This window comes from Bradyrhizobium sp. ma5, assembly GCF_042258955.1.
Taxonomy (GTDB): domain Bacteria; phylum Pseudomonadota; class Alphaproteobacteria; order Rhizobiales; family Xanthobacteraceae; genus Bradyrhizobium.
In genome coordinates, this window is record NZ_CP170156.1 from 7,397,967 (window position 1) to 7,423,647 (window position 25,681).

Genomic DNA, 25,681 nt, shown 5'->3' on the forward strand with positions numbered 1-25,681 from the left:
GCAGTGAGACTAAACACCGTCCGGTCGATTCGCCCAGCGTGTCCTGGCGTCCTAGTGCTTTTGCCAGACGGTAAGAGAGAAAGTTTGATCCGCCGATACAACGCGCCTTTCCTGAGCGGACGATCGTATCCACGGGCCAGCGAATGTTTGCCCAGCTCGACTATCTGCGCTTCAACACTTCCGTCCCGGTCAGGCTAAAAGAGTTCGCGATCCTGATCCAGGCGCGGTTGTGGACTTCGCAGGTGGTGTCGGTCCGCGACGACGTTGTATGGTGGGCTTATGGTGCGGGAGGGCGGTACCGCCAATCCCCCAGTGACGAGACGTCGGGGGTAAAGGTGGTAGCGGGAGACCGCTACATCGCTAAACCCACTATTTTGGAAGCCGTGTTTTCTTATCGGCGGGCAGCCTAACTCCCGAGCTGGCCTCCTGATAGCCCGTCAAAAGCCGCCGTTCGCGCGCGATTCCTCGCCACCCAAATTGGTGCTCGAATAGGTTCAAATCCCGGACCTGCAACCATCTCAAATTACTATTGGAGGCGGCCGCTTAGCAGTTGCCCTCCGAAGGCAAGGTCACACGTTCGAATCGTGTCGGGCGCGCCATTTCAGTACAGAACCGCGAACGCCGAGAACCGACGATTCCCCGCCGGAAGCGGCGACCAAGGTCCGCAGCAGTTCGGACTTCGACCCCATGATGCGGATCCTCGTGAAGTGAGACGAAACGATTGCCGGCGGGGTTGCACTGTCGTCACTGGGTCAACCATTGCGCATAGGCCTGAATGTCAATCATCGGGACCGTGCCACTGAACTGCAAGGTCGAGATGAGATTGAACAAAAATGCCGTTGCCGGGCGCCCCTCCGGCTGAACGTGTAGTTCCCAGATTTGCGGTCAAACGTGAAATGGCTATGCGCTGCGACGCAGCCCATGTCGAGGCGCTCCATCTCGTCGGTAACCTCAAGTGCGCGGATTAAGGGATCACCGAATGCAGGCGTCCAGTCACTCTCAAACGTAAGGAGACCGCCGAGGATCGGAATGAGTTGCTTGGCGGGATAGGTCCCGCCCGCATGCAGGATCGGAAGGCTCGTGCGGTGCAAGCGCCGGACCGTTGCGACCTTCTTCTGCGCGTATTCGACTTGCGTGGCGTTGATCGCCTGCTTCGCTTCGAAAGCGGCATAAACGCTCTCGGCCGGCACGATGGTCTGTCCCTGAAATTTAAAAATAAACGGCGAATACTGCCGGTCGAACACAACGACGTCGATCTGGTCGCTGAAGTTTCCGTGGCTGTCCAAAGAAGCTTCTCAATTTGAGCAGCCCGAATTGTTGTACGCAGCATTCAATTGGTTGCGACGACTTATTGGAACGCGCGCACAGGCGTTGAGAGATGCGCTGATTTGGACCACTCCTGCCGGGAGAGCTGCCAATTCAGGTACAACGCCCACCAGTCCGAGATCACAATGAGCACGTATGCGGCGGATTACGAGGTCACTTATGGCGGCGCCCGGGTCGAGCTCAGGGAGCACATTGGGTACGGAGCCGCGCCACACGATTCGTGTTGCGTTCTTCTTCGACGAGACAGCGCGGAAAGTCGTCATAGGCTACGTTGGGCAGCACCAAGCCACTCGCAAGTCGAACTGAAGTTCTAGCGGATGCCTAGGCTCAGCGCATACAAGCGACCTAGATGAGATGATGCAGCGCAGGTCATGCTTGCTTTGCATGCGCGATCTGTGAATATCGCGAGAGCCGATAACGATGTCCTCGATAATCAGCGTCTCGTCTTCGCCATAACGACAAATGATCCGGAGCCGGGGATTAACGCGAATGACAAAGAACGGCTGAACTCCGGAAGTTTGTGACTTCACGACTTTGAATCTTTCGCGCCAATGCGCGAAGTCAGTTCGTTCGAGTTCTCCGAGCGTGTGCATAACCTTTGCGCTATCCCCTGGACGGAGGTAGCGAAGGGAATGTTCGACTCGTTCTTCAATTATGAGGCGCATGAATAACGCAAGGGATGTCGGAAAGACGGCGATCGATTGCCCAGCGAGCGTAACATTTGTGCTGGCGGCCTTGAAGTCGGAATGTGTCCGCAGCTCCGCCCGCAGAAGGTGATCTCGCTGCGCCCAAGCGTCATCTCTGGCCACCTGTCTTCACCAAATGCCACCGCCCGATCTTCCGCGCCTTGATATTCGGCGCCAAGTGCAGATGGCGTTTTCCATCACATCACTGATCGCCAAGCCGCGCGACATGTGCGAGCCTGATCTGCGCATTGATACACTCACAGTGAGGGCGAGAAGCCCCTCGCTAGATTTCTCGCGCTCGGGGGAGCGCTACTTCTCTTTTGCCTTCAAATTGAAATTGATCGTCGTGCAAGAACATCGCACCGCGTCGGGGATTCCACGGGGCGTAGCATACAGCCACGCTCCGCACCCGGCACAGCGAAAACAGTCGAGCAATTCTTTGAAAGCCGCAACAACCGGCTCGAAATCCTTGCGCCCGAAGTTTGCCCATTCATTGTAGTGCACCGCCTTGTTAACGGCCCACTGCTCCACGTTGGTGGCACCGTTGCAAGTTGAGAGTTTGGCCTTAAGCGACACCGCCGCCTCTTTGGCCGAATCGTTCTTCCACGATTGCGCAGCCTCGGCAGACTTGCCGCAGAGTTCCCGTAGGCGTGCAAGTACGCTGGGAAGCAATTCGCCAAGCTCATAGTTGCCGTCACTTTTGAACACCGGGCGTGCGCCGAGATTGTCGGCCAATCGCCGCGATGCATATTCAAGATGATGCCGCAGGGCAGCAGCGGCAGCCTCGACCTTGCCTTTAGCGAGCGACGCCGCGATTTCCTGCCAAATTTCCTCGTTGGACTCGACCAGCGGGCCGGTGTCCACGGTCCAGCTATGGAACGCCAGGGATGTTTTTGCGGTTACAAGGCCCGCAGATCTCATTTGCTCCGCCCACAGGCGATCATGCGTCGTGATGATGAATTGCGTGTTCGGAAAATGGGTCTTTAGCAATTGGCAAAACTGATACCGATGGCCCGCGTCGACTGACATTACGACATCGTCCAGCAGCGCGATCGTGAACCGATCGCCGAACAACCGCTTCATGAGTGCAAGGTACAGGCACACACCCATACCATCTTGGTGGCCTTCGCTATGAAACGCCGCAGGGGGGAACAGTCCACGCTCATAGAAGTTAACAGCGAAATCGAGCTTACCTTCACTTGGCGTCAGCTTTGCAGTAAATTTTACCTCGTCACCCTCGTTGATCATTCGATAGAAGGTACTGAAATCCTCTTGGACGTCATCGTAAAGCGCATTCAGCTGCGTTTCCATCGCTGCACAATACGCGTCGTACGCCGTCTTCGCAGCGACGCCTGCCGCTTCAGCAGCTTTGTTCCGGCGCATCGCCTCGCGGTAATCGGTCAACCGCAATTGGGCAGTGGATAAAAACGTTTGTGCATCGACAGCGGCTGATTGATCGGGGATGGCTTCGACGGCAGCGAGCAGCGAGCCGACGCGACTCTTGGCCTTTGCGGGCATCGCCGCCCAGCCAGACGTCAATCGCGGTTTCAACCCGAGCAGCCCCTCGAACGAGCTGAGTTGCGCCTTTAGATCGTCAAGGTCCTTCACCCATGTCTCGAAAAGCAGACGTGCCAGCTCGTCGGCTCGCGCTTGCGCCACCTTCGCGGCCGAACCAAGGAGGCCCGCCAGCGAGATTACTTCAGTCCTGGCTTCGGCACCGGACTTGATCAACGCGAGTTGGAGGGCGGCCGCCTCTGCGGATTTAGCGAGCTTCGCTTGCAGATGCGCGCGCAGATGGGCCTCATCTTCCCATGACTGATCACAGAGGGGACAGTCAGGACCGTCGACAAGCTCAAGGCCCTTCTCGACAAGCGAACGGCGATTGAGCGCATCAAGTAGCGTGGGGTCGGCCTCAAGCTTTGCAAGGCCTGCAAGTATCTCGGACACGGCGGGCTTTCCGGCATCGGAAATCCCTTCAATCGCGCTGGAGAGAGCCTTGATGTCACGTAACGCCGATTGTTTATTAAAATCACTAACTTTACCGGCATCGCCGATACCAACGTCCAGCACCGTGTCAGCTGTCAGTGAGGTAATCGCGGTCAAGCCGAGCAGATTGCGCCGCTTGTTAGCGGCATCCAGAAGCTCCGCGGGCTGCAGGGCGGCGATCTGAAGATGACGCAACAGCGTATCGCGGCTCTGGCTGGCCTGTGCCTGTGCGGTCTTGTGCTGTGTCTGAAGCCGGTTCTGTGCCGTATTCAGCGCGGCGCGTGTTTGCCCAATTTCATCAAGTTTAAGAATGGTCTGAATCTCTTCAGACCGCTTTGTCGGTTCAGCCAGAATGAACCGGAGAATTTCCCGGCGCGAGAGAGTGACTTCTGGATGATCCTCGATCTCCGCAAATACGGCCTTGATATCGGCGTCGCTGGGGACGATTTTTGGCTTCCGTGGCGCCGACAATTTACGGGTGATAGTCGCGGACTTCTTCAGCGACGGGATATGAACGTTTAAAGTGACGAACGCGGCATCGGGAAACTTTGTCTTGTCTACATGCGGCCCATGATCCGCGATTGTTAAGCCTTTTGTTCCTGGTCCCATCAGACGGCCAATCTGGCCTGTCAGGCAGAACTCGATTGCGTCGATGACACCGCTCTTACCTGATCCATTCGGACCAGAAATGGCATAAGTCGCCTGACCGAAAACGATGTCCAGGTTACGAATTCCCCGTACTTCTTCAATGTGCGCCGCTTCGATCTTGATCACGTCACATCACCGCCGTCAGACAGGAAGATTTTCACCAGGTCGTCCGCCTTCACCTTGGGATTTTCGGCAAGGAGTTTCCGCAGCGCCTCGATCTTGGCACCGTCCAAGGATTTTTTAGAAACTAGGTCCGCGAGAAACGCGTTCACGACTGTCTGCTGCAACGTTGCCATAAAAATAATCTTCTGATCAGAAACAACTAAAGGTAGATCGGCGAAACACCTGATACCTAACCACTACGCAAAGCAACACGGTGCTGCACGGTTTTCAGAAAGAGTTTTTGATCAAGCGCTCCGATTTCATGTGCCAATCACGTGCCATGTAAACATTTGTAGCGACCGGCAACCGATCGGATCGAATCACTTTAACTACATGATAATCAAGAGTTTTTCTTCGTAAGAGATCGAAATGTGCAGGAACCGCTTGCAACATATGAAAAAGCCCGCCAAAGGCGGGATAATTCATTGATATCATTTCAGAAAGCTTGGTTGCGGGGATAGGATTTGAACCCATGACCTTCAGGTTATGAGACTGAAGGTCGAAATCAAGAACGCGCCCAGAATCCCAAGACCGATTGATCCGGTTCGTCCCATTTTTACGCCACGGCCTACCCCGCAACCATATCTGCATAATGAACTCTTTCTTGCTGGATCGATCTACCGTTCTGCTGCCTTGCACCGATTATAGTCCGGGACGGAAGCATGCGCGGCAAGGATGAGGCGGCCAAGATCGAAGCCCTTGGGTTAGCAGCTCCCACCAAAACGCCGCCTGCCACGAAACGCGGTCGCAACCGCGGCATGCCACCGCCCGCGACGTTCGATATCGATACCCTCCCAAGTAGCTCCAATTTGACAGCGTTGGAGACGGCCGCGGTCATTCGACGCACTCCTGGAGCGTTGGAGCAGTGGCGGCGTGATCCGAACCACCCGCTGAAATGGCGTTACGTCGATGGCCGCCCACTCTATCGTGTCGATGCCGTGCGTGACTATCTAGCCGGGTGCGACGAGACCACTAGGCACCCTCAGCCGCATAATGTTCGCGGAGACGGCCGAGCAGCTCGGCCTTGATGGGATCGAGCGGATTGGTCCGCTGCAGGCGCACGACCTTGCCGACTCGTTCTGCGCCGACCAACTCCGCAATGTAGTCATGAGCTGCTTCGAACGCCATCTTGCGGATGATCCACTGTTCATCGTGATTGTAGACCTGATCGATTCCGCTTGGCTTTTGCCCGACACACAGCCGCTGGATTTCATTGTCGTAGCCACAGCGCGACATGATGGTGCGCAGACTGCGCCTCAGGTCATGCATGGTGAATTTTGCGACACCCGCCTCCTTGACCAAGCGGTTGACCATCTTGGTGAAGCCGGACATCTGGCCACCGGTTTTCGGTGACGGGAAGACAAAGTCGGACGTCGCACGTTGGAAATGTTTTGCGGCGGCGAGCACGTCATCAACGAGGCGCGTGCGTGGCACGTCATGATGCAGGCCCATCTTTGTCCAAGCCGCATCAAAAGTGATGCGGTCGTCCATAACGTCCTTTTGCCACTTGATCATCGTGGGTTCGCTGCGGCGCGGACCACCAAGCAGGCACATTCGAGTCAAAAGCCCGAAAGCGCCGAGCTTGCCGGCTGCATGCCAGACCTTGATGATCTCCTCATCGGTGAGCGCCCGCCCCTTTGTCCGGCGCCCGACCCGTTGCGCACGAGTTTCCTTTGGCGCGCGATAGCCGGCGAGCACGTTGTGTTCGACGTACCCTTCGCCGACGCACCACTCGAGAAAGGTATGCGTGTGTTTGCGGAGGTCCTTGGCTGCTCCGCGCCTACCGGTCCTGGCGATCTTGTCCACCGCCGCCATGATTTGTCGTCGCGTCAGCTCGGCGATAGCGAGGTCCACATGATCCTTAAGACCACGTCGCAGCGCCGACATTGCTGGCTTCCAGTTGACGACCTGGCGCCCCGTCAACGAGATTTCGTAGGGTCCTTCTTCGACAATCAGGATCGCTAGCGTTGTGCACAGCCTCTCGGCCAATTGTTGCCGCTTGGCTTCGCGCTTCGCATCGTTGGGGTCGACGCCCTTGATAACTTCGCCCGCGGCAATGGTGGCTGCCTTTCGCGCAGCCTTTTCGTTGAACTTGGGCCATGCACCGAGCGTCTTGCGCTGGGTACCCCGCACCCCCGGCTTAGTGAACAGATATACCCAGGTCCGGCCACCAGTCGCGCGCATCCTGATCGCAAGCCCTGGCTGCTCGGTGTCGTGTAAATAGTGTTGCGACTTGCCTGCCGGCACTAAGGCGGCGCGGATCGCGTCGTCAGTGAGCTTCAGATAGCTCGTGGCCACCTCGGATCTGAGGCCTTCCCCTTCAATTTCCATCGCGTGTCCCCGTAGTTTATGCCCTCAAGACCGAGAAGCGGAACAGGTCCCAAACCCGTTCCCCTCGCGTTCCCAGCTCTGTTGTGCCCCACGGGAAAATTCACACGGGGCAACAGCAGGGGTATACAAAATGTGGATTGGCCCGTTATGGCCAACTATGGTCGATTATGGCAATAACAATTTGTATTTCAACAGTTTCTAGGATTGCACGATGGCAGAATTTGGCCCACGATGGCCTACGAGTTGTGGTTCACACGGGAGAGGTCCAAGGTTCGATCCCTTGTGCGTCCACCATTTCCCTTCCTGAACCGCCGGGTGCGGACGATTGTCGACGTTCTGGCGCCCTTCAGGGACGCCTCATCAAAAATGTCGAAAACAACCCCCATGCACAGTAGCCGATACGATAGCGGCGGCTTCACTGCCGTCGGCGGTGCGGGGCGGATGACGGCTTGGTGTTGCGCCGGCCCAGTTCGCCGAGCAGGTCGCGAACCGCGCCGTCGAGTTCGTCGGGCGGCGGGGTGGCTTGATCGGCGGATTGCGTGACGGTCGGCCGATACCAGCCGCGGGCGGAGATGTCGTCATTCGCGGCGCGGACCGTCGGCGCGTGAACCCGCGGCGAAGACCGCCGTCTGCGGCGAGAGATCAGCTCGCGCACGCCGTACCCCGATACGAAGCCGATCCCGGTGACCAGCACGACAATCAGCAATTCCAGCATTGTGTCGTCCCACCATCACCCTGCCGCAATGCAATAAGCGCGACAATGCGGCGGCGGCTTGACCGGGCCGGTTCCTTTTCACTGTGCCGAGCACAACGCTGACCCTCGGAGTCGTACGGGGTTTTGTTTGCAGGCCTCCTCGGCTACCTTCCCGGAACTCGCGGAGGCCGGGACGTCTCGATGCGCAAGGGCAACGACTACATTCTGAAGCTGCGGCCTTGGTCATTGTCGACATTCGTCGTCGCCCTGCTGGCCGTGGTGTTCGCCACCGCGACGCAGGAGATGTTCGCAAGCTTTGGCATGCAGTTCTATTTCGCGGCCTTCGTGCCGGCGATCCTGATCGCCGGGCTGATGGGCGGCGCGCCTGCCGGCGCCTTTGCCACCATCATCACGGTGCCGATCGTGTGGTGGGTGTTCATGCCCCCCTATTTCGAGTTCGCCTGGCCGACGGCCGACGACTATGACAGCATCGCGACGTTCCTGCTGTCGAGCGCGCTCCTGCTCGGTTTCTCGCAGCTCTACCGGGAAGCGCTGGCCATTCTGCGGAAATAGCTGACCGTCGCAGGCCGCGACCGCCCGCCGGCGCCGGCAGGCTGGTTGCCTGCATGGATCGCTTGCCCTCAGATCCCGAACATCCAGACCGCGACGATGGTGGCCAGTGTCGCCAGCCCGCTGATGGTCCAGCCCACCGTGTAGAAGGTATCCTCGGGGGCGGTGTCGAGCACCGTATTGGTGGTTTCCGTCATTGACCGCCAACGCATGGCGTCTCTCCTCGAAACTCCTGCCCAGCGACATAACGCGGCTCGCGGTTCCCGGTTCCGGCCCTTTCGCGGCGATTGCGCCGTTCACGCACAGCTCACGGACTGCTGATCGCCGCCGCGGAACCTGCGACATTCTGTCCCGTTGAGGGGCGCCGGAAACCAACTTGGGAGAACCATCCGATGCGAACACTGATCCTCGCCGCCACGGCGCTTGCCTTCGTCTCGTCCACCGCGCTCGCGCAGGACAAGGCCGCCAGCCCGGCCCCCGCAGCGCAAAGCGGCGACACGGCGACCAAGAGCGAAGCGACCAAAATGGCGCCGAAAAAGAAAGCGAAGACCGCCAAGAAATCGAGCGCCAAGGGGGGCACCAAGGCTGGCGCCGCCACGACCGGCGACGACGCGGCCAAGCAATAAACAGAAACAATCGTGGTCACCGATCACGAATCTGGCGATCACGGAAAAGGCCGCCCGAAGGCGGCCTTTTTGTTGCTGTCTCGGTGCGGATGCCGCCTCGCCCATCGCGTCGCGATCAAATGCGCCGGCCGCTTGGGGCAGTGAGTGTTGGGGCCGTGAGAACTGAATTCAAGTGCGGGAGAGGGAGCGAAAGAGGCGCAGAGCCGATAATCCGCACCGCCATTGGATCGTTCTGAAAATTGACCACCAGCTCCAGAAATTGCTCCACCTCCCGCACCTTCTGTTGTGACGCGCGTGCAGCGGCAACGCATGATCCAAACGGGCTATCACAGCGGTGCGTTGGAAGATTCATCGACAGGCCTAATGCTGAGCGCCGTCGTCGCGCCTGCCTGCGAGCCCGCTCTCGCGTATCCGCGCCGCAAACCAGCGCGACGTGGCGCTGTCGACGGCGCCGCCGGCATAGATTTCGGAAAAGCTCACGCCGTGCTGTCCGACGATCACCAGAATGCCCATCGCATAGGCAAACCACACATTCGGATCGGTCAGCGCCTGCAGCTTGCGTTGATCGTGCTCGAGCGGCTGGTGGTTGCTGTCCTTGCGCAGCTCAATGGCCAGCAGATTGTTCGGGATGTCGCGCTGATGCACGACGATATCGGGATAGATCGACTTGCCGAGATGGTCATCGGTCGAGCTCCCCGAGCCACGCGGCAGCCGCAGCGTGCGCTCGCCGAGCCGATCATAGTTGCAGTCGATCTGCCAGCCGGGAAACTGCCGCTCGACATAGACCGCCAGCCGGTGAGTGAGCGTTCGCTCGCCGAGATCGCGCTCCAGCAGGAATGTCTCCTGCGCGTAGAATTCCTCGATCGCGGCGATCACCTTGTTCAGCTCGGTCTGCATTGGCGCCTCCGACTGGACTAAAGCGCGATGAGGTCTGGTTGATCCATCATCGCGCTTTGGCTCTTTTGTTTGAGCATGATCTCCGCGCAAACGCATCGCGCTTGTCGCAGGGAAAACCGCTTCGCACTTTGCGCTAACGCGGCCGTTCCGGTCCGGATCATGCTCGGCCGCCGCCGCGGCCCCGCAACTGCGCTGCTACACCTGCACTTCGATCAGCCGCGGGCCCGGCTCGGCGATGGCTTCCGCCAAGGCCTTGTTGAACTCGTCCGCGGTGGTCACCGCCCGGCCCGGCACGCCCATGCTCTTGCCGAGCGCGACGAAATCCAGCGTCGGGCTGTCGATCCTCAGCATGTCCTGCGCCCGCTTGCCCGGTTCGCCGGCGCCGACGCCATCGAACTCGCCGCGCAGGATCTGGTACATGCGATTGGCGAACACGATGGTGACGATGTTGAGCCCTTCGCGCGCCTGCGTCCACAGCGACTGGATCGTGTACATCGCGCTGCCGTCGCCGACCATGCAGATCACCTTGCGGTCCGGACAGGCGATCGCGGCGCCGGTCGCGACCGGCGTCGAATAGCCGATCGAGCCGCCCAGGTTCTGAATCCAGTCGTGCGGAGCGGCGCTCGCCGTCAGCGGAAAGAAACCGCGCCCGGTCGTGATGGATTCGTCGACCAGGATGGCATTGTCAGGAACCGCAGCCGCGATCGCCTGGGCGATCGACGCGTGGTTCAAGGCACCGGTCGGCTTTACCAGTTCGACGGTCGCCTGCGGCTTGACATCGGCCGGCTTGGCGCCAACCGCCGAGGCCAGCGCCTGCAGCGCCGCCACCGAATTCTCCCCGCTCGAGGTCATGCGATGCACCTCGCATCCCTCCGGCTTCAGCAGGCTCGGCTTGTTCGGATAGGCGAAGAACGCGACGGGTTCGTTGGCTTCGACGAGAACGATGTGCCGAAAGCCCTTCAGCGCCGCGAGCGCCAGCTCGACCACGTAAGGCACCCGCTCGATGGAAAACCGCCCGCGTCCGCGCGCCATCCGCGGGCTCGCCAGCTGACCCATGACCTTGCAGCCGGTCTTGCCGGCGATCTGCGCCGCCAGCGCCAGCCCCGACTCTGTCACCGCGCTGCCGGTCATCAGCAGCAATGTCGGTTCACCGCTGCGCAGCACCTTGGCGGCGCTCTCGACGGCCTGTGGCGAATAGTTCCGGCGCTGCGATTCCACCGGCACCTGGGCCACCCCGTCAGCCTCGTTCCACGCGGTGTCGGCAGGCAGGATCAAGGTCGCAACCTGCGGCGGCGCGCCGCTGGCGGCGGCGATCGCGGCGGCGCCATCACGGGCGACCGACCTGGCGTCCGGCGAGGTGCGCACCCAGGCCGACATCGGCCGTGCCAGGCCTTCGATGTCTGATGTCAGCGGTGCGTTGTATTCGATGTGATAGGTGGCGTGCTGGCCGACGATGTTGACGATGCCGGAATGCGCCTTCTTGGCGTTGTGCAGATTGGCGAGGCCGTTGGCAAGGCCGGGCCCGAGATGCAGCAGCGTCGAGGCGGGCGTTCCTTTCATGCGGAAATAGCCGTCGGCCGCACCGGTCACCACACCTTCGAACAGGCCGAGCACGCAGCGCATGCCGGGCACCTTGTCCAGTGCTGCGACGAAATGCATCTCCGAGGTGCCCGGGTTGGTAAAGCAGACGTCCACGCCGCCCGCGACCAACGTCCGCACCAGACTTTCCGCACCGTTCATGCTCACGCTCCCGTTTCGAGATGTTCTTGAGGTCGCTTCAGAGCATGATCCGATTGAAGCGGACCATGCTGGTATCCCTTGTTTGGTCGCGTTTCTTGACGCGAACCGGTTTCCACTTCGCTGGAAAACGCTCCAGATCAACCATTCTTCGTCCGCTTCGTCAAAGGTTTGGCGGGACAATGCAGGTATCGCTTCCGGTCTGTTGCCTTTTTAAACCGTCTTGCTCGAAAGTGCATAAAGTCACGGCTTCGTCGCTTGCGAAAGGCCGGCGATTGTGGCCTTTTTGGCTGCATATTTGATTGTTCGCGAGGACGATGACGATGCGCCCGATTGCCTTGATGTTTGCCGCGCTCACGATCCTGGCAGGTGCCGGCCAGGCCCAGGCCCAGCTCTTCGACTCCCGGGGCTACCAGTCCGAAGCCCCGAGCTTCTTCGGCGGTGGCGGCGCCAGCCCGATCCCGCGCACCACTGTCAACTACGAGACCAACTATGCCCCCGGTACCATCGTGGTGAACACCGCCGAGCGCCGGCTTTATCTGGTGCTGGCCAACGGCCAGGCGCTGCGCTACGGCATCGGCGTCGGCCGCGATGGCTTCCGCTGGGGCGGTGTCCATCGCATCAGTGCGAAGAAGGAATGGCCGTCCTGGACGCCGCCGTCGGACATGCTGCGTCGCCGCCCCGATCTGCCGCGCCACATGGCCGGCGGCATCGAGAACCCGCTCGGCGCGCGCGCGATGTATCTCGGCTCGACGCTGTATCGCATCCACGGCTCGAACGAGCCCGAGACGATCGGCCAGGCGGTCTCGTCGGGCTGCTTCCGCATGACCAATGAGGACGTCAAGGACCTCTATGATCGCGTCTCGGTCGGCGCCACCGTGGTGGTGAAGAACTGATCGCGTCGATTTCGACGGAACCAGGCGCTGCCATCCGGCAAGATCGCTGATCTTGCCTTGCGCTGCCGGGCGCATTGCGGCAGCGTGGTTCGAATGCGCCAACCTTGCTCGCCGATCCTGCTGCTGCTCGCCGCGGCGCTCACCACCTCGCTCACCGACGCCATCGTACCGGCGACGGGTGCAGAGATTCCGGCCGTCACCTCGCGCCAGCGCAACGAGAAGAAGGTCTTTACCGACGCCGAGATCCTCGAGGGCTTTCTGAAAACCGCGTTCGGCGCCGAATATCATCTCGCCGGCCGAGTCGACCGCATCCGCAAATACGACAGGCCGGTGCGCGTGTTCGCCGACGGCAACCGCGCCGACCGCAAGGTCCAGCTCGCCAAGGTCATCGCCGACATCCGAGCCAAGGTACAGCATCTCGACATCGCGATGACCGAGGACAACGACGCGGCCAATGTCGTGGTCAAGCTGGTGCGCGACCGTGAGCTCTATCGCACCATCGCGACCTTCTACGGCCAGGAGCGCGCCAAGGAGATCCGCACCTCGCTCGACCCGCAATGCCTGTCCGGCTTCCGCAAGAACGAGAACTACGAGATCGAGCATTCCGACGTCATCCTGACCGTCGACAATGGCGATTTCGTCTTCCTCGACTGCGCCTATGAGGAGCTGCTGCAGTCGCTCGGCCCGATCAACGACACTGCGACCGTGCCGTGGACCATGTTCAACGACAGCGTCTCGATGGGCTTCTTCGACGTCTACGACCAATACCTGCTCAACCTGCTCTACGACCCCCGCATCAAGCCCGGCATGAACGTGCAGGAGGTCAAGGCCGCTCTGCCCGAAGTGCTCACCGACGTCCGCGCCTGGGTGGCGAAGGTGAACCATCTGGAGTGAGGGTGGTGCATTGTGCTCGCCAGGAACACCGCTGTCGTCCTGGCGAAGGCCAGGACGACGATGAGGATAGGTCTCGACTCCACCGGTCAAACAGCTTGTTCGGTGTCATCACCCGCGCATGCGGGTGATCCAGTATTCCAGAGACAGCAGTGCTTGAGCCGAGAAGCCGCGGCGTACTGGATCGCCCGGTCGAGCCGGGCGATGACAGTTGTGAATGAGGACGCAGCTTCGCATTCTCGCGCAACGCGCGCGTAAGAGACGCACCAGCGGCAGGGTTCCCTCCCCCTTGACCTTGCCCCTGCGGCCGCCTCCATAGAGGTGCGGTCAGACGACGCGAGGTGATTCGATGAATGCTCCTGCTGCCCGTTTCCTCAGCCCGTCCGAAGCTGCAAGGCAGCTCGGGATCTCGGCGAAAGCACTACGCCTCTACGAGGAGCGCGGCCTGATCGCACCCGGCCGCACGCCGGCGGGATGGCGCGCCTATGGTGCGGCCGAGATGGCGCGCGGCGCCGAGATCGTCGCGCTGCGCGCGCTCGGCCTCAGCATCAATGAAGTGGCGCGAATCCTGAGCGGCGACGCCGTCATCCTCGATCGCGTGCTGGCGGCGCACGAGGCCTCTCTCGAAGCGAGCATTCGCCAATCCGGTGACAGCATCGCCAGGGTGCGCCGGCTGCGCGCCGACCTCGGCCGCGGCAAGGTGCCCGCGACGAGCGATCTCATCGGCGCGGTCAGGGCGCGGCCGGCGATCGGCGTCGCGTTCGATCTGCCGTGGCCGTGGGGCGGCGAGCGCTTCGAGTTGCGCGACATCAAGCTGCTGAACTACATCGTCGGCCCGCTCGGCAGCGGCAAAACGCGCCTCGCGCAACGGCTCGCCGAAGTGCTGCCCAATGCCAGCTTCCTGGGGCTAGAGCGCACCGCCGACGGCGGCGCGGCGGTTCGCGCGCGGCTCGCTGCCGACCCGGCGCACAAGGCGAGGGTCGAGGCCAGTCTTGCCGTCCTGCTCGCCGACGGCGCGGTGGACTCGGCCGCGCTGACCACCCTGCTCGCCGCGCTCGAGGCCGACGGCGACGCGATCCTGGTGATCGACATGCTCGAGCACGGGCTCGATGCGGCCAGCCAGGAAGCCGTGATCGCGTATCTGCGCCGCCGCGGGCCCGAGGCGCGGCCGCTGTTCTTCCTGACACGCTCCAGCGCGATCCTGGACCTCGACGCGGTCGGCGACGATGAAGCGATCATCCTGTGCCCCGCCAATCACAGCCGGCCGATCTGCGTCACGCCCGTGCCCGGTGCTCCCGGCTATGAAGCGGTCGCGACCTGCCTCGCCTCGCCGGAGGTGCGGGTGCGCACCGCAGGCATGGTTGCGTGGCGGCCATCCTGATTTCTCGCATTGGTTGTATTATAATCACGCGACAAGGTCGGATGCGCGGCAGGAAATGTGTGCTATAAGCTCACACAATGACCGAGCTTCCCCGTACCCAGGCCTTGCGTTGCTTCATCACGGTTGCCCGTGAGGGCACTGTATCGCGCGCTGCAGCGATGCTGAAACTGACCCAGCCGGCGGTCAGCCTGCAACTGAAGGCGCTGGAGGAAAGCACCGGCTTGCTGCTGTTCAACCGCACACCCAGCGGCTTCACGCTGACCGAGGCGGGCGCGGCGCTGCTGCCGCTGGCGCACCGGGCGGTGGCCGCGGCATCCGACTTCAAGGCGATGGCGGACTCGCTGAACGAGGCGCAGCGCGGCACGCTGCGCGTCGGCACCATCCTCGACCCCGAATTCACCCGGCTCGGGCCGTTCGTGCGCAGCCTTGCGATGTCCTCGCAGCGCACCGAAGTGTTTCTGCGCCATGGCGTCAGCGACGACGTGCTGGCGCAGGTCGGCCGCGGCGAGCTCGACGTCGGCTACTATGTCGACGCCACGCCGCCGGAGCAGCTCCATCAGAGCTTCACCGAACGGACCATCGCCGACGGCCGCTACCAGCTGGCGCCGCTGCTCAGCTACCACTACCGCGTGATCGCGCCGATCGGCTGGCGGGACCGGGTGATCGGCAAGGGCTGGGCCGAGCTCGCCGAACTGCCCTGGCTCGCGACACCGCCGCATTCCGGCCACCGCCGGCTGCTCGACGACATCTTCCGTCCGCTCGGCGCCTTGCCGAAGCGGGTCGGCTACACCGATCAGGAAGAGGCGATGATCGACTTCGTCGAATCCGGCCTCTGCCTCGCCCTCGCGCGCGACAGCGTGCTGGCGCCGCGGATGGCGCGCCCGCATCAGTTCGTGGTCTCCGACAAAGTGAAACTCAGCTGCGATCTCTCTTTCGCCTGCCTCGCCGCCCGCCGCCAGGAGCCGGTGATCGCCCACGCCTTCGCAGCCGTGCGCGCGGTGTGGAATATCAAGCCGGCGATCGCCGGCGCCGGCGCGACCCGAACGCGCAAGGTCGCGAAGAACGTGTGACGCGAACGCTCGAAGAACCGCGCTCCCCGGTTTGAGCTTACTTAGAAGCGGTAGTCGAGAATTGCCGGAAACAAATCATCCAGGCATCGTCGGCCTTATAACCTTGGATTTTGAGCCGGCAAGTCGTGCTATTCACGTACCTCTGATCAACGCGGCCGCCTTGGAAAGGGCTACGGCATGACGTCGTTAGTAGAGAAAATCACACTCGCAATTGCCGCATTGCTGATATCGATCCCGATTGCTGCGCGAGCTCAGTCGACTGATCCAGCCACTGAAAGGAACGCAATCGACAAGCTGATGCATGAATATTTTGAGACGTACAGCCGCGGCGACATGGCTGCAGTGGCACAAGACATCAGCATTCCCTTCGTCATAGCAGGATCGCAGGGCTTCACCGCCTTTTCGACGAGGGATGAAGCGATGGATTGGTACAAGAAGTATCGCGAAGCGGCGGTCAAGCAGGGATATGCAAAGACGGAGTGGATTGATTTCGGAGTGAAGCTCCTTGGCCCTACGCATGCCATCGCAGGTGGTACATACGTGCGTTACAAGTCGGACGGTAGCGAGCTTAACAGATCAGGCGGGACCTATTTGTTGAGCAAGATAGATGGCGCCTGGAAGATTGGTGTGAATTTGGGTTATCCCGCGAAAGATGCCTTTCGATTCGAGTAGCTGTGATCGCCCGCAGGATACAGTCAGCAAGATAGCTTGAGCAGGACCGGTCGGAGATATTGGCCGTTACGGCCCGTCACACTATGGTGTGACGCTGGGGGTTGTTGCCCGGCGTGGACGGCAGCGGAGCGAGAGACGGTTTCGTGAGAAGATATCGAAGCTCGCGCATCACCGCGTTCTGCGCCGCGCTTGCGATGCTGGCGCTGGATCAGCTGACCAAGCATTGGGCCCTTCGATCGCTGGAAACCGGCGCCACCGTCAAGCTGCGCGGCCCCGTTGATCTCACCCTCATGTTCAATCGCAGCAACGCTTTCGGTCTCGTTCCCGACTACGGTGCGTTGTCGCGGTGGGTGCTCGCGTCCGTCGGCCTTGCCGCAGCGGCGGCCCTGCTTGGATTGATCCTGCGGCGATCGACCACGACCATCAACGCCTTCGGATTCGCCTTGATCGGCGCCGGCGCCGCCGGAAATGCGATCGACCGTCTTCGATTGGGTGCCGTCGTCGATCTGTTCGATGCCTCGAAACTTCGATTTGTCTGGATCTTCAACGTCGCCGACGTTTCAATCGATTTGGGAATCGCGCTCATTTTGCTTGCTATGCTGCTGCCGCCGCCGGAAGCGCCCAAGGCAGAGGCAGCAGGCCTCGGCGACAGCTAGGCTGAAATCCTAGGCTGCGGCGACCAGCGGCCGAATCATCTCCGCCATTGCCGGCACCAGCGACGGCGCCTCGCAATCCTGCAGAGCGAGCTCGTTGACGAGTTGGCGCAGCTTTGGCGGCAAATCGGCGTAATCGCCGCGCAGCACGTAGCGCAGCCGCTCGCCGATCTCTTCGCAGATGGCGCGCGCGTGCTCCGCCGCGATTTGATGATGCTCAATCATGGACGTGCACCGCTTGCGACGAGCGCGCGCCGTCCAACTGCACGCCTGCAACCACGGATCCCGCATGCCGAGATGCGATCAAGACGAGGATCCGAACAATGCTGAACATGGTTCGTACTCCCTTTTCCCGTCCTTCAATAACAGGAGGACATTGCCGCCCGATTAGGGAAACTGGTTCCCGCGACCTTTACGGGATTGGTAAACGCGAGGTTCAGAAGTGCGCCGCAGCCGCTGGTGGCGCGGCCATCCGGGCCTGGCGGCGCGCGCCCTTCCAAGGCGCCGCCCGGATGTCCCCAATCAGGGGGACAGACGCAGCAAGCGGAATCAATATGATGCGAAACCGGACGCCGGTCGGCTATCATCGGCCGCACTGACACAAAAAGAACCTGCTGGGAGGAATTGCAATGAAGCTGGCCATGGCCGGACTCTGGGTACTTGCGGGCGCGCTGCTGGTTGCGCCGGACGCGCGTGCCGACATCAAGGTCGGCGTCGTGGTGTCCGGATCCGGGCCGGGCTCGGCGCTCGGCCAGCCGCAGATGCGCACCATCGCTGCGCTGCCGAAGGAGATCGGCGGCGAGAAGGTGGTCTATATCGCGCTCGACGACGAGTCCGATCCGACCAAGGGCACGCAGAATGCCCGCCGCCTCGTGATCCAGGACGGCGTCGACATCCTGATCGGCTCCTCGCTGACCCCCGTCACCATGCCGATGCTCGACGTCGCCTTCGAATCCAAGACGCCGATCATCTCGCTCGCGGCAGCGACCGCGATCGTGCGGCCGATGGACGAGCGCCGCCGCTGGGCATTCAAGGTGGTGCCCAATGACGACCTGATGGCGGCGGCGATCCTGAAATACATCGCGAAATCCGGCATCAAGACGCTCGGCTATATCGGCGTGTCCGACGGCTACGGCGAAGGCTACTACAATGAGGTGTCGCGGTTGGCTCCCACGCTCGGCCTCACCGTCACGACCCATGAGGTCTATGCGCGCGCCGACACCAGCGCGATGGGCCAGGCGCTGAAGGTGATCGCGACCAACCCGGAGGCGGTGTTCATCGCCTCCGCCGGCACGCCGGCGGTGCTGCCGCAGGAGGCGCTGCGCAGCCGCGGCTACGCAGGCAAGATCTTCCAGACCCACGGCGTTGCGTCGGAGGAGTTCATCAAGCTCGGCGGCGCCAATGTCGAGGGTGCGATCTTCACCGGCGAGGCCTTCACGATCGCCGACGATCTGCCGGCGGGCGATCCGTTCCGCCAGGCGCGCGACGAGTTCGTGTCGTCCTACGAGAAGGTCAACGGGCAAAAGCCGAATATCTTCGGCGCGCATCTGTGGGATGCCGTGACGCTGTTCAAGCGGGCGGCGGCAAGCGCGCTGAAGACGGCAAAGCCCGGCACGCCGGAATTCCGCGCCGCGCTGCGCGACGAGCTCGAGCGCGGCAAGGATGTCTATCTGAACAACGGCCTCTCGACGATGAGCCCGACCGACCACAATGGCTACGACGAGCGGTCGGCGTTCCTGATCAAGGTCGAGGGCGGCAAGTTCAGGCTGGTGAAGTAGCGGTTGGAAAATGGGTCAGTCGCCGCCCCAGCGCCAGCGTGGCGGCTGACCTTTCCACCAGCACACCGCGAAGAGCAACATGCTGAGCACGGCCACATAGGCGATGAAGCGCGCCGGAGACTGCGGCAGGTTCACCGCGCCGCCGACCGCGACCAGCGCCACGAATCCTGCCAGAACCGACCAGCCCGGCCAATTGTTCGGAGGTCCCCAGCCCCAGCCGTAGCGCTTGGCGGGAAACCAGTATCCGTCGTTACGCGGCATGGGAATTGCTCCAGTCTCGAAATCCCAATTCCGAAAATCGTTGGCTTCACACCTTGCCCTTGCCCGATCCGCAGATGCTCTTCAGCGCCTGCCATTCGGCTGATGACAGCAGCGGCTGGCCGTTGGCCGGGCCGGCGGCATCGGCCTTGTCCATGCGCGCGAGGCGGTCCTCGGTCAGCGGATGGCTGGAGACCAGCGAGAGCCCCTTGCCGCCTTCCTTGCCGGTGACGCGGAACATCAGTTCACCCATCGGCTTGGCCGGACGGCCGAGCTTGTGCATGGTCTCGATCGCAAAGGTGTCGGCATTGGTCTCGGCGTCGCGCGAATAGGATGACGTCACCAGCGAGCGCGAGGCGAAGACCAGCGCGCCGGACCCGGTGATGTCGCCGAACAGCAGCCCGATCAGGAACGAGGTGCCGCCATTGTGGATCAGCTCGCGCATGCTGTCGCGATGGCGGAGATGGCCGAGCTCATGCGCCAGCACGCCGGCGATCTCGTCGGGATTCTCGGCCTTTTCCAGCAGCCCCTCGAAGAGATAGACCTTGCCGCCCGGCAGCGCGAAAGCGTTCGGCACCGAGGTCGCCAGCACGCCCGACTGCACCGAATTGTCGAGGCCCGCGGTCTCGCGCAGCTTGCCGACCAGCTTCTCGAATGCCGCCTGTCCTGCCGCGTTGCTGCACGGCTTGCCGTCGAACACCACCTTGACCTGCGCCTCCGCGACGTCGCCGAGACGCCGCTCGAAGGAATCAGGCACCAGCGGCGTCAGCCGCTCGGCGGCGAGCGGCACGCCGAACAGCACCACCAGCACGATCGACACCGCGGCCGCGAGCGACCAGCCGACGATGCCGGCGACGCCCTTGCGGTTCGGCAGATCCTGCGCGAGCCTGTCGCAGCGCGCGACCAGCGCCGCCATCAGCTGCGCGTCGCGGATTTCGAGCCGCGCCAGACTAGGTGCAGTCAGGCAGCTCAGCCGCAACAGACCGGACGGGCTGTCGGAGCGGCGGATGTCGGCAAACGCCCAGCGCGCGAGCAGCGTTCCGTCTTCCCTGATCTCCAGCGCATCGGAGAGTTTGAGCGCGACGAAGCGCCGGCGGCTCGATGCACCGTCGAAGAACACCGCGCCCGGGACCGGCGGCGCCGCGGAATTGGCCTGGCTGACATCGGCTTCCATTGCGCTAGAATCCCGCGACGTCGAGGCCGTCGGCAAAGCCTTCGCCGAGCGCATTGGCGAGTTCGCCGCGCGCGGTGACGTTGGCCGCCGCCTCGATGTTGTGCACGATGGTCGACGACAGCACCCGGACCCAGAGATCGCGCATCAGATAGACCCGCATCACGACGTTCATCGCGAGCGCAAGGGCAAGATAGCCGACGCCGAGCAGGACCATCAGGGGAATGCTCCTGGCAAACGCCTCGGTCCTGAAGAAGTCCGCGATCGAGGAGCCGTTGATGCTGGCGGCCAGGAAGATGCAGAGCGCGAGATAGGCCGAGAACAGCGTGCCGAGCAGCATGGCCCAGCCGATCACCTTCCAGTACAGCTCGATCAGCGCGCTGCGGCGCATGGTGGATTCCAGCCTGACTTCGCCGAAGCGAATGCCCGACAGCCACCAGCGCCACTCGATCGCCTTGAACGCGGCATAGGCGAACGGACCGAACACGGTGACGAGTGCGAACGGCATCAGGAGCCAGAGCCACCAGCCGCGCTTGAAGAAATCCCAGCCGCGGCCTTCGAACGAGCCTTGAAGATCGCCGTAATAGGAATGCCGCATCTTGTAGCGCTCGAGCGCCGCCTCGCGCCACGGCAGCGCGAGGCCGAGCGTGATCACGACCAGCAGGCCCCATAGCGAGGCCTTCAGCGCATAGATCCAGCCCGAGCCGCTCATCCAGAAGCGGACGCCGCGCCACACCGTGCGGGTCAGCCGATAGCGCCGCGCCCGGTAGATCGCGAACTGGCCGAACAAATAGAAGAAGGCGACCAGCGGCAGCGAGGCAAACGCCTTGAGATGCTCGGCCTCGATGCCGATCAGGAAGTATCCGAGATAGATCGGCATCAGGATCGCCAACGCGACCAGAAAGCCGATCATGAGCTCCTTGCCGCGGCCGGTATATTCCGGCCCATCGCCGTCGATCAGGGTGTTCGACCAGAGGTGACGGCGGATGTCGGTGGTGAGCCAGAACCGGTAGAAGCCGAGCGTGGCGAGCTCGAGCCCGGCGCCACGCGCGACCAGGCGGAAGAACTCGTTCCGGCTCCCTGAAAACGCCACCGGCATCGGCGGCGGAACCGGTTGCGGGGGCGGCTGCGGCGGCCCCGGCGGGGTCCAGCTCATGTCGTTCACGGGATAGCTCCAGGACGGGACAATCTCTGCGCATCAAAAGCACAGGTTTGTCGCTGCGAGTGTGATCCAGGTTTCACAGGAGGTCGAGAGCGCGGGCGCCGGATTTGGCGGGGTGCGGTTGGCGTTGCCTTAACGGGACTGGTGGAGATCGGCCGCTAGCCGAACTGCCGCCCCTTTCCCGTCCCCGGGGTCACGAGCTTCGAACCCAAAGCGGCAATTTGCCGACTTAACCGACAGGCCGAACGGCCGCCGCAGGAGCGAGGAAATCCCAGCGATGATCAAATGGATATTGTCGGCGTGCTTCCTGGCGCTGACGGCAGCTCCCGCTGCTGCCGTCGATGTGCGGCTGGATTCCTATCGCAATCCGAAGAATGAGAACTTTCGCATCTTCAATCATATGTACCTGGATGGCGTGCGGGGCGGCCTGATGGCCTCCAATGCCTGGTTGACACGGCACGGCGGACAATTGCTGTTCTGCATGCCGGGCGACCTCGCGCTGACCAGCGAACAAGCCGAAGAGATCATGCTCAAGTCGGCCGACAAGCGGTCCGCGAAAGGCGAGATGGTGGTCGCTCTCCTGCTGCTCTGGGGCTTGCAGGACACCTACCCCTGCGAAAAGCCCGCCAGCCAACAGACGGCGCCGGCACCGCCCGATTGAATCAAACGCCGTTTGAAACGGGCATGATCGCCGCCCCGCCCGTCCATCGCGGGAAAAGCCCGGATTCGGCCGCTTTGACCTGACATCAATGCGGCCAAATGCGCGCTGAGAGCCCTTGCGCAAACCGCGGAATGAGAATGTAATTCGGTAAAACATGCCGCGCCGGCGATGCCCCGGCAGCGAAACGGTTGAGGAGCCGCTCATGCACGGGACCATCGATCTGGTCGACGACAGCAATCTGGATGCCGCACGCGAACGCGCCAACACGCTTCCGCTCGCGGATTACGATCCCGGCCATCCCGAGCTGTTCAAGACCGATACCTTCTGGCCGTATTTCGACCGGCTGCGCCGCGAGGATCCGGTGCACTACTGCAAGGATTCGATGTTCGGTCCGTACTGGTCGATCACCCGCTACAACGACATCATGGACATCGAGACCAACCACGCGGTGTTCTCCTCGGCCGCCTCGCTCGGCGGCATCACCATCCGCGACGTGCCGCCGGACCTGCGCCGCGAAAGCTTCATCGCGATGGACCGGCCGCGCCATTCCGCGCAGCGCAAGACCGTGGCGCCGATGTTCACGCCGACGCACCTTGACGAGCTCGCGACCAATATCCGCAACCGCTCGACCGAGTGCCTCGACAATCTGCCGCGCGGCGAGGTGTTCGACTGGGTCGACAAGGTCTCGATCGAGCTGACGACGCAGATGCTCGCGGTGCTGTTCGACTTCCCGTGGGAAGACCGCCGCAAGCTGACGCGCTGGTCCGATGTTGCGACCACCCTGCCCGGCGCCGGCGGCCTCGTCGCCACCGAAGACGAGCGGCAGGCCGAACTGATGGAATGCGCGACCTATTTCGCAAGGCTGTGGAAGGAGCGGGCCGACCAGCCGCCGAAGAGCGACCTGCTCTCGATGATGGCGCACAGCGACGCCACGCGGAACATGGATCCGAAGAATTTCCTCGGCAATTTGATCCTGTTGATCGTCGGCGGCAACGACACCACGCGCAACACGCTGTCCGGCAGCATCTACGCGCTCAGCAAGCATCCGGAGCAGTACCGCAAGCTCAAGGAGAACCCGGCGCTGATCGACAGTTTCGTGCCCGAGGTGATCCGCTGGCAGACGCCGCTGGCCCATATGCGGCGCACCGCGCTCGCCGACTTCGAGTTCCGCGGCCGCCAGATCAAGAAGGGCGACAAGGTCGTGATGTGGTACGTCTCGGGCAACCGCGACGAAGAGGCGATCGAGAAGCCCTACGAGTTCCTGATCGACCGCGCCCGGCCGCGCACCCACATCTCGTTCGGCTTCGGCATCCACCGCTGCGTCGGCCTGCGTCTCGCCGAGCTGCAGCTCAAGATCATCTGGGAGGAGATCCTCAAGCGCTTCGACACGATCGAGGTGGTGGAGGAGCCGCAGCGGGTGTATTCCAGCTTCATCAAGGGCTACGAGACGCTGCCAGTGCGCATCGCCGCCTGAGGGCTCGCCGGCCAACCGGGATCAAGAATCATGAACGTCCAAACCGCCATCCGTGCCGACAAGGCCGAGTTGCAGCGCCTCGCCCGCGAGGAAGCCTATGCGACGCCGCTCAAGGATTTTCATCCCGGCGCGCCGCGGCTGTTCCAGAACGACACGTTGTGGCCGTGGTTCGAGCGGCTGCGCAAGGAAGAGCCGGTGCATTACTGCACCAATTCGCCGATCGAGCCCTATTGGTCTGTCGTGAAGTACAACGACATCATGCATGTGGACACCAGCCCCGGCATCTTCTCCTCGGACTCCACGCTCGGCGGCATCTCGATCCGCGACGTGCCGCCCGGCTACGACTATCCGAGCTTCATCGCGATGGACCAGCCGAAGCACGCCCATCAGCGCAAGACCGTGTCGCCGATGTTCACGCCGACCCATCTCGACGAGCTGGCGAAGCTGATCCGTCAGCGTTCGGCCAGCGTGCTCGACAATCTGCCGCGCAACGAGACCTTCAATTTCGTCGAACGTGTCTCGATCGAATTGACCACCCAGATGCTTGCGACGCTGTTCGACTTCCCCTGGGAAGAGCGGCGCAAGCTGACGCGCTGGTCCGACGTTTCCACCGCGCTGCCGAAGAGCGGCATCGTCAATTCGCCGGAAGAGCGGCGGCAGGAAATGGACGAATGCTACGCCTATTTCTCGAAGCTCTGGAACGAGCGCGTCAACGGGCCGCCGAGGAACGACCTGCTGTCGATGATGGCGCATAGCGACGCCACCCGGCACATGGACCCGGACAATCTGATGGGCAACATCATCCTGCTGATCGTCGGCGGCAACGACACCACGCGCAACACCATGAGCGGCTCGGTGCTGGCGCTGCACGAGCATCCCGACCAGTTCCAGAAGCTGAAAGAGAACCCCGCGCTGATCGACACGATGGTGCCGGAGGTGATCCGCTGGCAGACGCCGCTCGCACATATGCGGCGCACCGCGCTGCAAGACACTGAGGTCGGCGGCAAGACGATCAGGAAGGGCGACCGCGTCGTGATGTGGTACGTCTCCGGCAACCGCGACGACGAGGTGATCGACCGTCCCGACGAATTCATCATCGATCGCGCCCGGCCGCGCATCCATCTGTCGTTCGGCTTCGGCATCCACCGCTGCGTCGGCATGCGGCTCGCCGAGCTGCAGCTCAAGATCGTCTGGCAGGAGATGTTGAAGCGCTTCGACCGCATCGAGGTGGTCGGCGAGCCGAAGCGCGTCTATTCCAGCTTCGTCCGCGGCATCGAGAACCTGCCGGTGCGGATCCCGGGCTGAGCTTCGCCCTATTCGCGCTAGTCCTGTCAGGTATTAGTGACCGTGCTGGCCCTTGTTGGTCGGCAGCGGGCAATTGGTGCAGACCCGGTCGTCGCACATCCGGCAGATCGTGAAGCGATCCATCTCTGACGTGTCCTGCCTTGCCAGCAGTTCGCGGATCAATGTCGCGAGCTGCTTGCGTTCGGCCGGTGACAGCACGTCGAGCAGCGACGTCACGGCCGAAATCCGCGACGCCAGCAGTTCGTTCCGGGATGCAGCGCCGGTCGCCGTCAGGTGCAAGGCGACCTCGCGGCCGTCCTTGCCCGGACGGCGTTCGACCAGCCGATCCGAAACCAGACGATCGACCAGCCGGACCGTTCCGGAATGCGACAGGCCGAGGATCCGCCTCAGCTTGTCATTGGTCATGCCCTGGCCATAGCCGATGACGATGAGGGCGGCAGGCGTCTCGCCGCCGCGGCCGACCACCTCGCGCGCGCCCTGCTCGATCCGATCCATGACGGCGAGCGACAGCGCGCCCAGCAGATTGGCGATTCCGTTTTCCATGCCGGGAATAATATGTGCGCTGCGCACAAAAAACAACTTGACCATATATGTGCGCTGCGCACATATTTATCCGGGAGAGCAACAAACGACGAAAAAGATGGAG

25 protein-coding genes, 1 tRNA gene and 1 pseudogene are annotated in these 25,681 nt (G+C 62.3%); 13 read left to right on the forward strand and 14 right to left on the reverse strand.

The window, feature by feature from the left end:
* Positions 1-143: 143 nt before the first annotated feature.
* Complete coding sequence (locus ACE103_RS34850; RefSeq protein ID WP_375776713.1) at positions 144-410, forward strand: hypothetical protein; 267 nt, start codon at positions 144-146, stop codon at positions 408-410.
* 334 nt (positions 411-744) lie between these two features.
* Here the strand turns inward: ACE103_RS34850 and ACE103_RS34855 are convergent.
* The 6 genes and pseudogenes from ACE103_RS34855 to ACE103_RS34880 all read right to left on the reverse strand — a co-directional run.
* Positions 745-1,286: pseudogene (locus ACE103_RS34855) on the reverse strand (DUF6602 domain-containing protein); the annotation flags it as partial.
* Between the two features lie 1,035 nt (positions 1,287-2,321).
* Positions 2,322-4,772 carry an AAA family ATPase gene (locus tag ACE103_RS34860; protein ID WP_375776714.1) on the reverse strand — a complete coding sequence of 817 codons (2,451 nt, stop codon included), beginning with the start codon at positions 4,770-4,772 and terminating at the stop codon, positions 2,322-2,324.
* Complete coding sequence (locus ACE103_RS34865) at positions 4,769-4,942, reverse strand: hypothetical protein (RefSeq protein WP_375776715.1); 174 nt, start codon at positions 4,940-4,942, stop codon at positions 4,769-4,771. The genes ACE103_RS34860 and ACE103_RS34865 overlap by 4 nt, the downstream gene beginning before the upstream one ends.
* A gap of 312 nt (positions 4,943-5,254) precedes the next feature.
* Positions 5,255-5,386, reverse strand: a tRNA-Met gene (locus tag ACE103_RS34870).
* A gap of 394 nt (positions 5,387-5,780) precedes the next feature.
* Entirely contained in the window at positions 5,781-7,139 is a 1,359-nt protein-coding gene (locus ACE103_RS34875; protein ID WP_375776716.1) for a tyrosine-type recombinase/integrase, read from the reverse strand.
* Between the two features lie 415 nt (positions 7,140-7,554).
* Positions 7,555-7,854 (reverse strand): hypothetical protein, encoded by a 300-nt coding sequence (locus ACE103_RS34880; RefSeq protein WP_375776717.1) that lies wholly within the window; start codon positions 7,852-7,854, stop codon positions 7,555-7,557.
* Between the two features lie 180 nt (positions 7,855-8,034).
* Here ACE103_RS34880 and ACE103_RS34885 point away from each other — a divergent pair, with 180 nt between their 5' ends.
* The gene (locus ACE103_RS34885) at positions 8,035-8,406 is read left to right on the forward strand and encodes a DUF4118 domain-containing protein (protein ID WP_223977575.1); all 372 of its coding nucleotides are present in this window, start codon (positions 8,035-8,037) and stop codon (positions 8,404-8,406) included.
* A gap of 68 nt (positions 8,407-8,474) precedes the next feature.
* Here ACE103_RS34885 and ACE103_RS34890 read toward each other — a convergent pair whose 3' ends face one another.
* Positions 8,475-8,615, reverse strand: coding sequence for a hypothetical protein (locus tag ACE103_RS34890; RefSeq protein WP_171947715.1), 141 nt, complete (start codon positions 8,613-8,615; stop codon positions 8,475-8,477).
* Positions 8,616-8,795: 180 nt separating this feature from the next.
* On the opposite strand from ACE103_RS34890, the gene ACE103_RS34895 reads away from it, so the two are divergent.
* Positions 8,796-9,029, forward strand: a complete 234-nt coding sequence (locus tag ACE103_RS34895) for a hypothetical protein (RefSeq protein ID WP_223977572.1) — start codon at positions 8,796-8,798, stop codon at positions 9,027-9,029.
* A gap of 360 nt (positions 9,030-9,389) precedes the next feature.
* On the opposite strand, the gene ACE103_RS34900 is transcribed toward ACE103_RS34895, so the two are convergent.
* Together ACE103_RS34900 and ACE103_RS34905 are read right to left on the reverse strand one after the other, a co-directional pair.
* On the reverse strand, positions 9,390-9,926 hold the full coding sequence (locus ACE103_RS34900) for a hypothetical protein (protein WP_375776718.1): 537 nt from the start codon (positions 9,924-9,926) through the stop codon (positions 9,390-9,392).
* Between the two features lie 195 nt (positions 9,927-10,121).
* Positions 10,122-11,666: an acetolactate synthase large subunit gene (locus ACE103_RS34905; protein WP_375776719.1), complete on the reverse strand. Its 1,545-nt coding sequence runs from the start codon at positions 11,664-11,666 to the stop codon at positions 10,122-10,124.
* Positions 11,667-11,986: 320 nt separating this feature from the next.
* Here ACE103_RS34905 and ACE103_RS34910 point away from each other — a divergent pair, with 320 nt between their 5' ends.
* The 6 genes from ACE103_RS34910 (at position 11,987) to lspA (ending at position 17,229) form a co-directional block, all read left to right on the forward strand.
* Positions 11,987-12,559, forward strand: a complete 573-nt coding sequence (locus tag ACE103_RS34910; protein WP_374708099.1) for a L,D-transpeptidase — start codon at positions 11,987-11,989, stop codon at positions 12,557-12,559.
* A 93-nt stretch (positions 12,560-12,652) separates the two neighbouring features.
* Complete coding sequence (locus ACE103_RS34915; RefSeq protein ID WP_375776720.1) at positions 12,653-13,453, forward strand: DUF2927 domain-containing protein; 801 nt, start codon at positions 12,653-12,655, stop codon at positions 13,451-13,453.
* A 346-nt stretch (positions 13,454-13,799) separates the two neighbouring features.
* Positions 13,800-14,831 carry a MerR family transcriptional regulator gene (locus tag ACE103_RS34920; RefSeq protein WP_375776721.1) on the forward strand — a complete coding sequence of 344 codons (1,032 nt, stop codon included), beginning with the start codon at positions 13,800-13,802 and terminating at the stop codon, positions 14,829-14,831.
* Positions 14,832-14,908: 77 nt separating this feature from the next.
* The gene (locus ACE103_RS34925) at positions 14,909-15,901 is read left to right on the forward strand and encodes a LysR family transcriptional regulator (RefSeq protein WP_223977562.1); all 993 of its coding nucleotides are present in this window, start codon (positions 14,909-14,911) and stop codon (positions 15,899-15,901) included.
* A gap of 177 nt (positions 15,902-16,078) precedes the next feature.
* Positions 16,079-16,573 carry a nuclear transport factor 2 family protein gene (locus ACE103_RS34930; RefSeq protein WP_375776722.1) on the forward strand — a complete coding sequence of 165 codons (495 nt, stop codon included), beginning with the start codon at positions 16,079-16,081 and terminating at the stop codon, positions 16,571-16,573.
* A gap of 143 nt (positions 16,574-16,716) precedes the next feature.
* Entirely contained in the window at positions 16,717-17,229 is a 513-nt protein-coding gene (gene lspA / locus ACE103_RS34935; RefSeq protein ID WP_375776723.1) for a signal peptidase II, read from the forward strand.
* Positions 17,230-17,238: 9 nt separating this feature from the next.
* On the opposite strand, the gene ACE103_RS34940 is transcribed toward lspA, so the two are convergent.
* On the reverse strand, positions 17,239-17,451 hold the full coding sequence (locus ACE103_RS34940; protein ID WP_223977556.1) for a hypothetical protein: 213 nt from the start codon (positions 17,449-17,451) through the stop codon (positions 17,239-17,241).
* A gap of 404 nt (positions 17,452-17,855) precedes the next feature.
* Between ACE103_RS34940 and ACE103_RS34945 the strand changes: the two genes are divergently transcribed.
* Complete coding sequence (locus tag ACE103_RS34945; protein WP_375776724.1) at positions 17,856-19,004, forward strand: ABC transporter substrate-binding protein; 1,149 nt, start codon at positions 17,856-17,858, stop codon at positions 19,002-19,004.
* A 15-nt stretch (positions 19,005-19,019) separates the two neighbouring features.
* Here ACE103_RS34945 and ACE103_RS34950 read toward each other — a convergent pair whose 3' ends face one another.
* From ACE103_RS34950 to ACE103_RS34960, 3 genes are read right to left on the reverse strand one after another with little or no spacing between them, the layout of a single operon-like run.
* Positions 19,020-19,265, reverse strand: a complete 246-nt coding sequence (locus ACE103_RS34950; protein ID WP_375776725.1) for a hypothetical protein — start codon at positions 19,263-19,265, stop codon at positions 19,020-19,022.
* A 46-nt stretch (positions 19,266-19,311) separates the two neighbouring features.
* Positions 19,312-20,436 (reverse strand): M48 family metallopeptidase, encoded by a 1,125-nt coding sequence (locus tag ACE103_RS34955; RefSeq protein WP_375776726.1) that lies wholly within the window; start codon positions 20,434-20,436, stop codon positions 19,312-19,314.
* Between the two features lie 4 nt (positions 20,437-20,440).
* Complete coding sequence (locus ACE103_RS34960) at positions 20,441-21,589, reverse strand: DUF898 family protein (protein ID WP_375781249.1); 1,149 nt, start codon at positions 21,587-21,589, stop codon at positions 20,441-20,443.
* Positions 21,590-21,872: 283 nt separating this feature from the next.
* On the opposite strand from ACE103_RS34960, the gene ACE103_RS34965 reads away from it, so the two are divergent.
* The 3 genes from ACE103_RS34965 to ACE103_RS34975 all read left to right on the forward strand — a co-directional run bounded on the left by ACE103_RS34965 (position 21,873) and on the right by ACE103_RS34975 (position 25,035).
* Positions 21,873-22,256, forward strand: coding sequence for a hypothetical protein (locus ACE103_RS34965; RefSeq protein ID WP_375776727.1), 384 nt, complete (start codon positions 21,873-21,875; stop codon positions 22,254-22,256).
* Between the two features lie 202 nt (positions 22,257-22,458).
* Complete coding sequence (locus ACE103_RS34970) at positions 22,459-23,730, forward strand: cytochrome P450 (RefSeq protein WP_375776728.1); 1,272 nt, start codon at positions 22,459-22,461, stop codon at positions 23,728-23,730.
* A gap of 30 nt (positions 23,731-23,760) precedes the next feature.
* The gene (locus ACE103_RS34975; RefSeq protein WP_375776729.1) at positions 23,761-25,035 is read left to right on the forward strand and encodes a cytochrome P450; all 1,275 of its coding nucleotides are present in this window, start codon (positions 23,761-23,763) and stop codon (positions 25,033-25,035) included.
* A 33-nt stretch (positions 25,036-25,068) separates the two neighbouring features.
* On the opposite strand, the gene ACE103_RS34980 is transcribed toward ACE103_RS34975, so the two are convergent.
* Positions 25,069-25,623, reverse strand: coding sequence for a MarR family winged helix-turn-helix transcriptional regulator (locus tag ACE103_RS34980; RefSeq protein ID WP_375776730.1), 555 nt, complete (start codon positions 25,621-25,623; stop codon positions 25,069-25,071).
* Positions 25,624-25,681: the final 58 nt, after the last annotated feature.

Excerpts from the sequence above, each read along its gene's own strand:
- ACE103_RS34850 (WP_375776713.1), top strand. The coding sequence starts at position 144 with ATGTTTGCCCAGCTCGACTATCTGCGCTTCAACACTTCCGTCCCGGTC.
- ACE103_RS34865 (WP_375776715.1), bottom strand. The coding sequence starts at position 4,942 with ATGGCAACGTTGCAGCAGACAGTCGTGAACGCGTTTCTCGCGGACCTA.
- ACE103_RS34875 (WP_375776716.1), bottom strand. The coding sequence starts at position 7,139 with ATGGAAATTGAAGGGGAAGGCCTCAGATCCGAGGTGGCCACGAGCTAT.
- ACE103_RS34880 (WP_375776717.1), bottom strand. The coding sequence starts at position 7,854 with ATGCTGGAATTGCTGATTGTCGTGCTGGTCACCGGGATCGGCTTCGTA.
- ACE103_RS34885 (WP_223977575.1), top strand. The coding sequence starts at position 8,035 with ATGCGCAAGGGCAACGACTACATTCTGAAGCTGCGGCCTTGGTCATTG.
- ACE103_RS34890 (WP_171947715.1), bottom strand. The coding sequence starts at position 8,615 with ATGCGTTGGCGGTCAATGACGGAAACCACCAATACGGTGCTCGACACC.
- ACE103_RS34895 (WP_223977572.1), top strand. The coding sequence starts at position 8,796 with ATGCGAACACTGATCCTCGCCGCCACGGCGCTTGCCTTCGTCTCGTCC.
- ACE103_RS34900 (WP_375776718.1), bottom strand. The coding sequence starts at position 9,926 with ATGCAGACCGAGCTGAACAAGGTGATCGCCGCGATCGAGGAATTCTAC.
- ACE103_RS34905 (WP_375776719.1), bottom strand. The coding sequence starts at position 11,666 with ATGAACGGTGCGGAAAGTCTGGTGCGGACGTTGGTCGCGGGCGGCGTG.
- ACE103_RS34910 (WP_374708099.1), top strand. The coding sequence starts at position 11,987 with ATGCGCCCGATTGCCTTGATGTTTGCCGCGCTCACGATCCTGGCAGGT.
- ACE103_RS34915 (WP_375776720.1), top strand. The coding sequence starts at position 12,653 with ATGCGCCAACCTTGCTCGCCGATCCTGCTGCTGCTCGCCGCGGCGCTC.
- ACE103_RS34920 (WP_375776721.1), top strand. The coding sequence starts at position 13,800 with ATGAATGCTCCTGCTGCCCGTTTCCTCAGCCCGTCCGAAGCTGCAAGG.
- ACE103_RS34925 (WP_223977562.1), top strand. The coding sequence starts at position 14,909 with ATGACCGAGCTTCCCCGTACCCAGGCCTTGCGTTGCTTCATCACGGTT.
- ACE103_RS34930 (WP_375776722.1), top strand. The coding sequence starts at position 16,079 with ATGACGTCGTTAGTAGAGAAAATCACACTCGCAATTGCCGCATTGCTG.
- ACE103_RS34940 (WP_223977556.1), bottom strand. The coding sequence starts at position 17,451 with ATGATTGAGCATCATCAAATCGCGGCGGAGCACGCGCGCGCCATCTGC.
- ACE103_RS34945 (WP_375776724.1), top strand. The coding sequence starts at position 17,856 with ATGAAGCTGGCCATGGCCGGACTCTGGGTACTTGCGGGCGCGCTGCTG.
- ACE103_RS34950 (WP_375776725.1), bottom strand. The coding sequence starts at position 19,265 with ATGCCGCGTAACGACGGATACTGGTTTCCCGCCAAGCGCTACGGCTGG.
- ACE103_RS34955 (WP_375776726.1), bottom strand. The coding sequence starts at position 20,436 with ATGGAAGCCGATGTCAGCCAGGCCAATTCCGCGGCGCCGCCGGTCCCG.
- ACE103_RS34960 (WP_375781249.1), bottom strand. The coding sequence starts at position 21,589 with ATGAGCTGGACCCCGCCGGGGCCGCCGCAGCCGCCCCCGCAACCGGTT.
- ACE103_RS34965 (WP_375776727.1), top strand. The coding sequence starts at position 21,873 with ATGATCAAATGGATATTGTCGGCGTGCTTCCTGGCGCTGACGGCAGCT.
- ACE103_RS34970 (WP_375776728.1), top strand. The coding sequence starts at position 22,459 with ATGCACGGGACCATCGATCTGGTCGACGACAGCAATCTGGATGCCGCA.
- ACE103_RS34975 (WP_375776729.1), top strand. The coding sequence starts at position 23,761 with ATGAACGTCCAAACCGCCATCCGTGCCGACAAGGCCGAGTTGCAGCGC.
- ACE103_RS34980 (WP_375776730.1), bottom strand. The coding sequence starts at position 25,623 with ATGGTCAAGTTGTTTTTTGTGCGCAGCGCACATATTATTCCCGGCATG.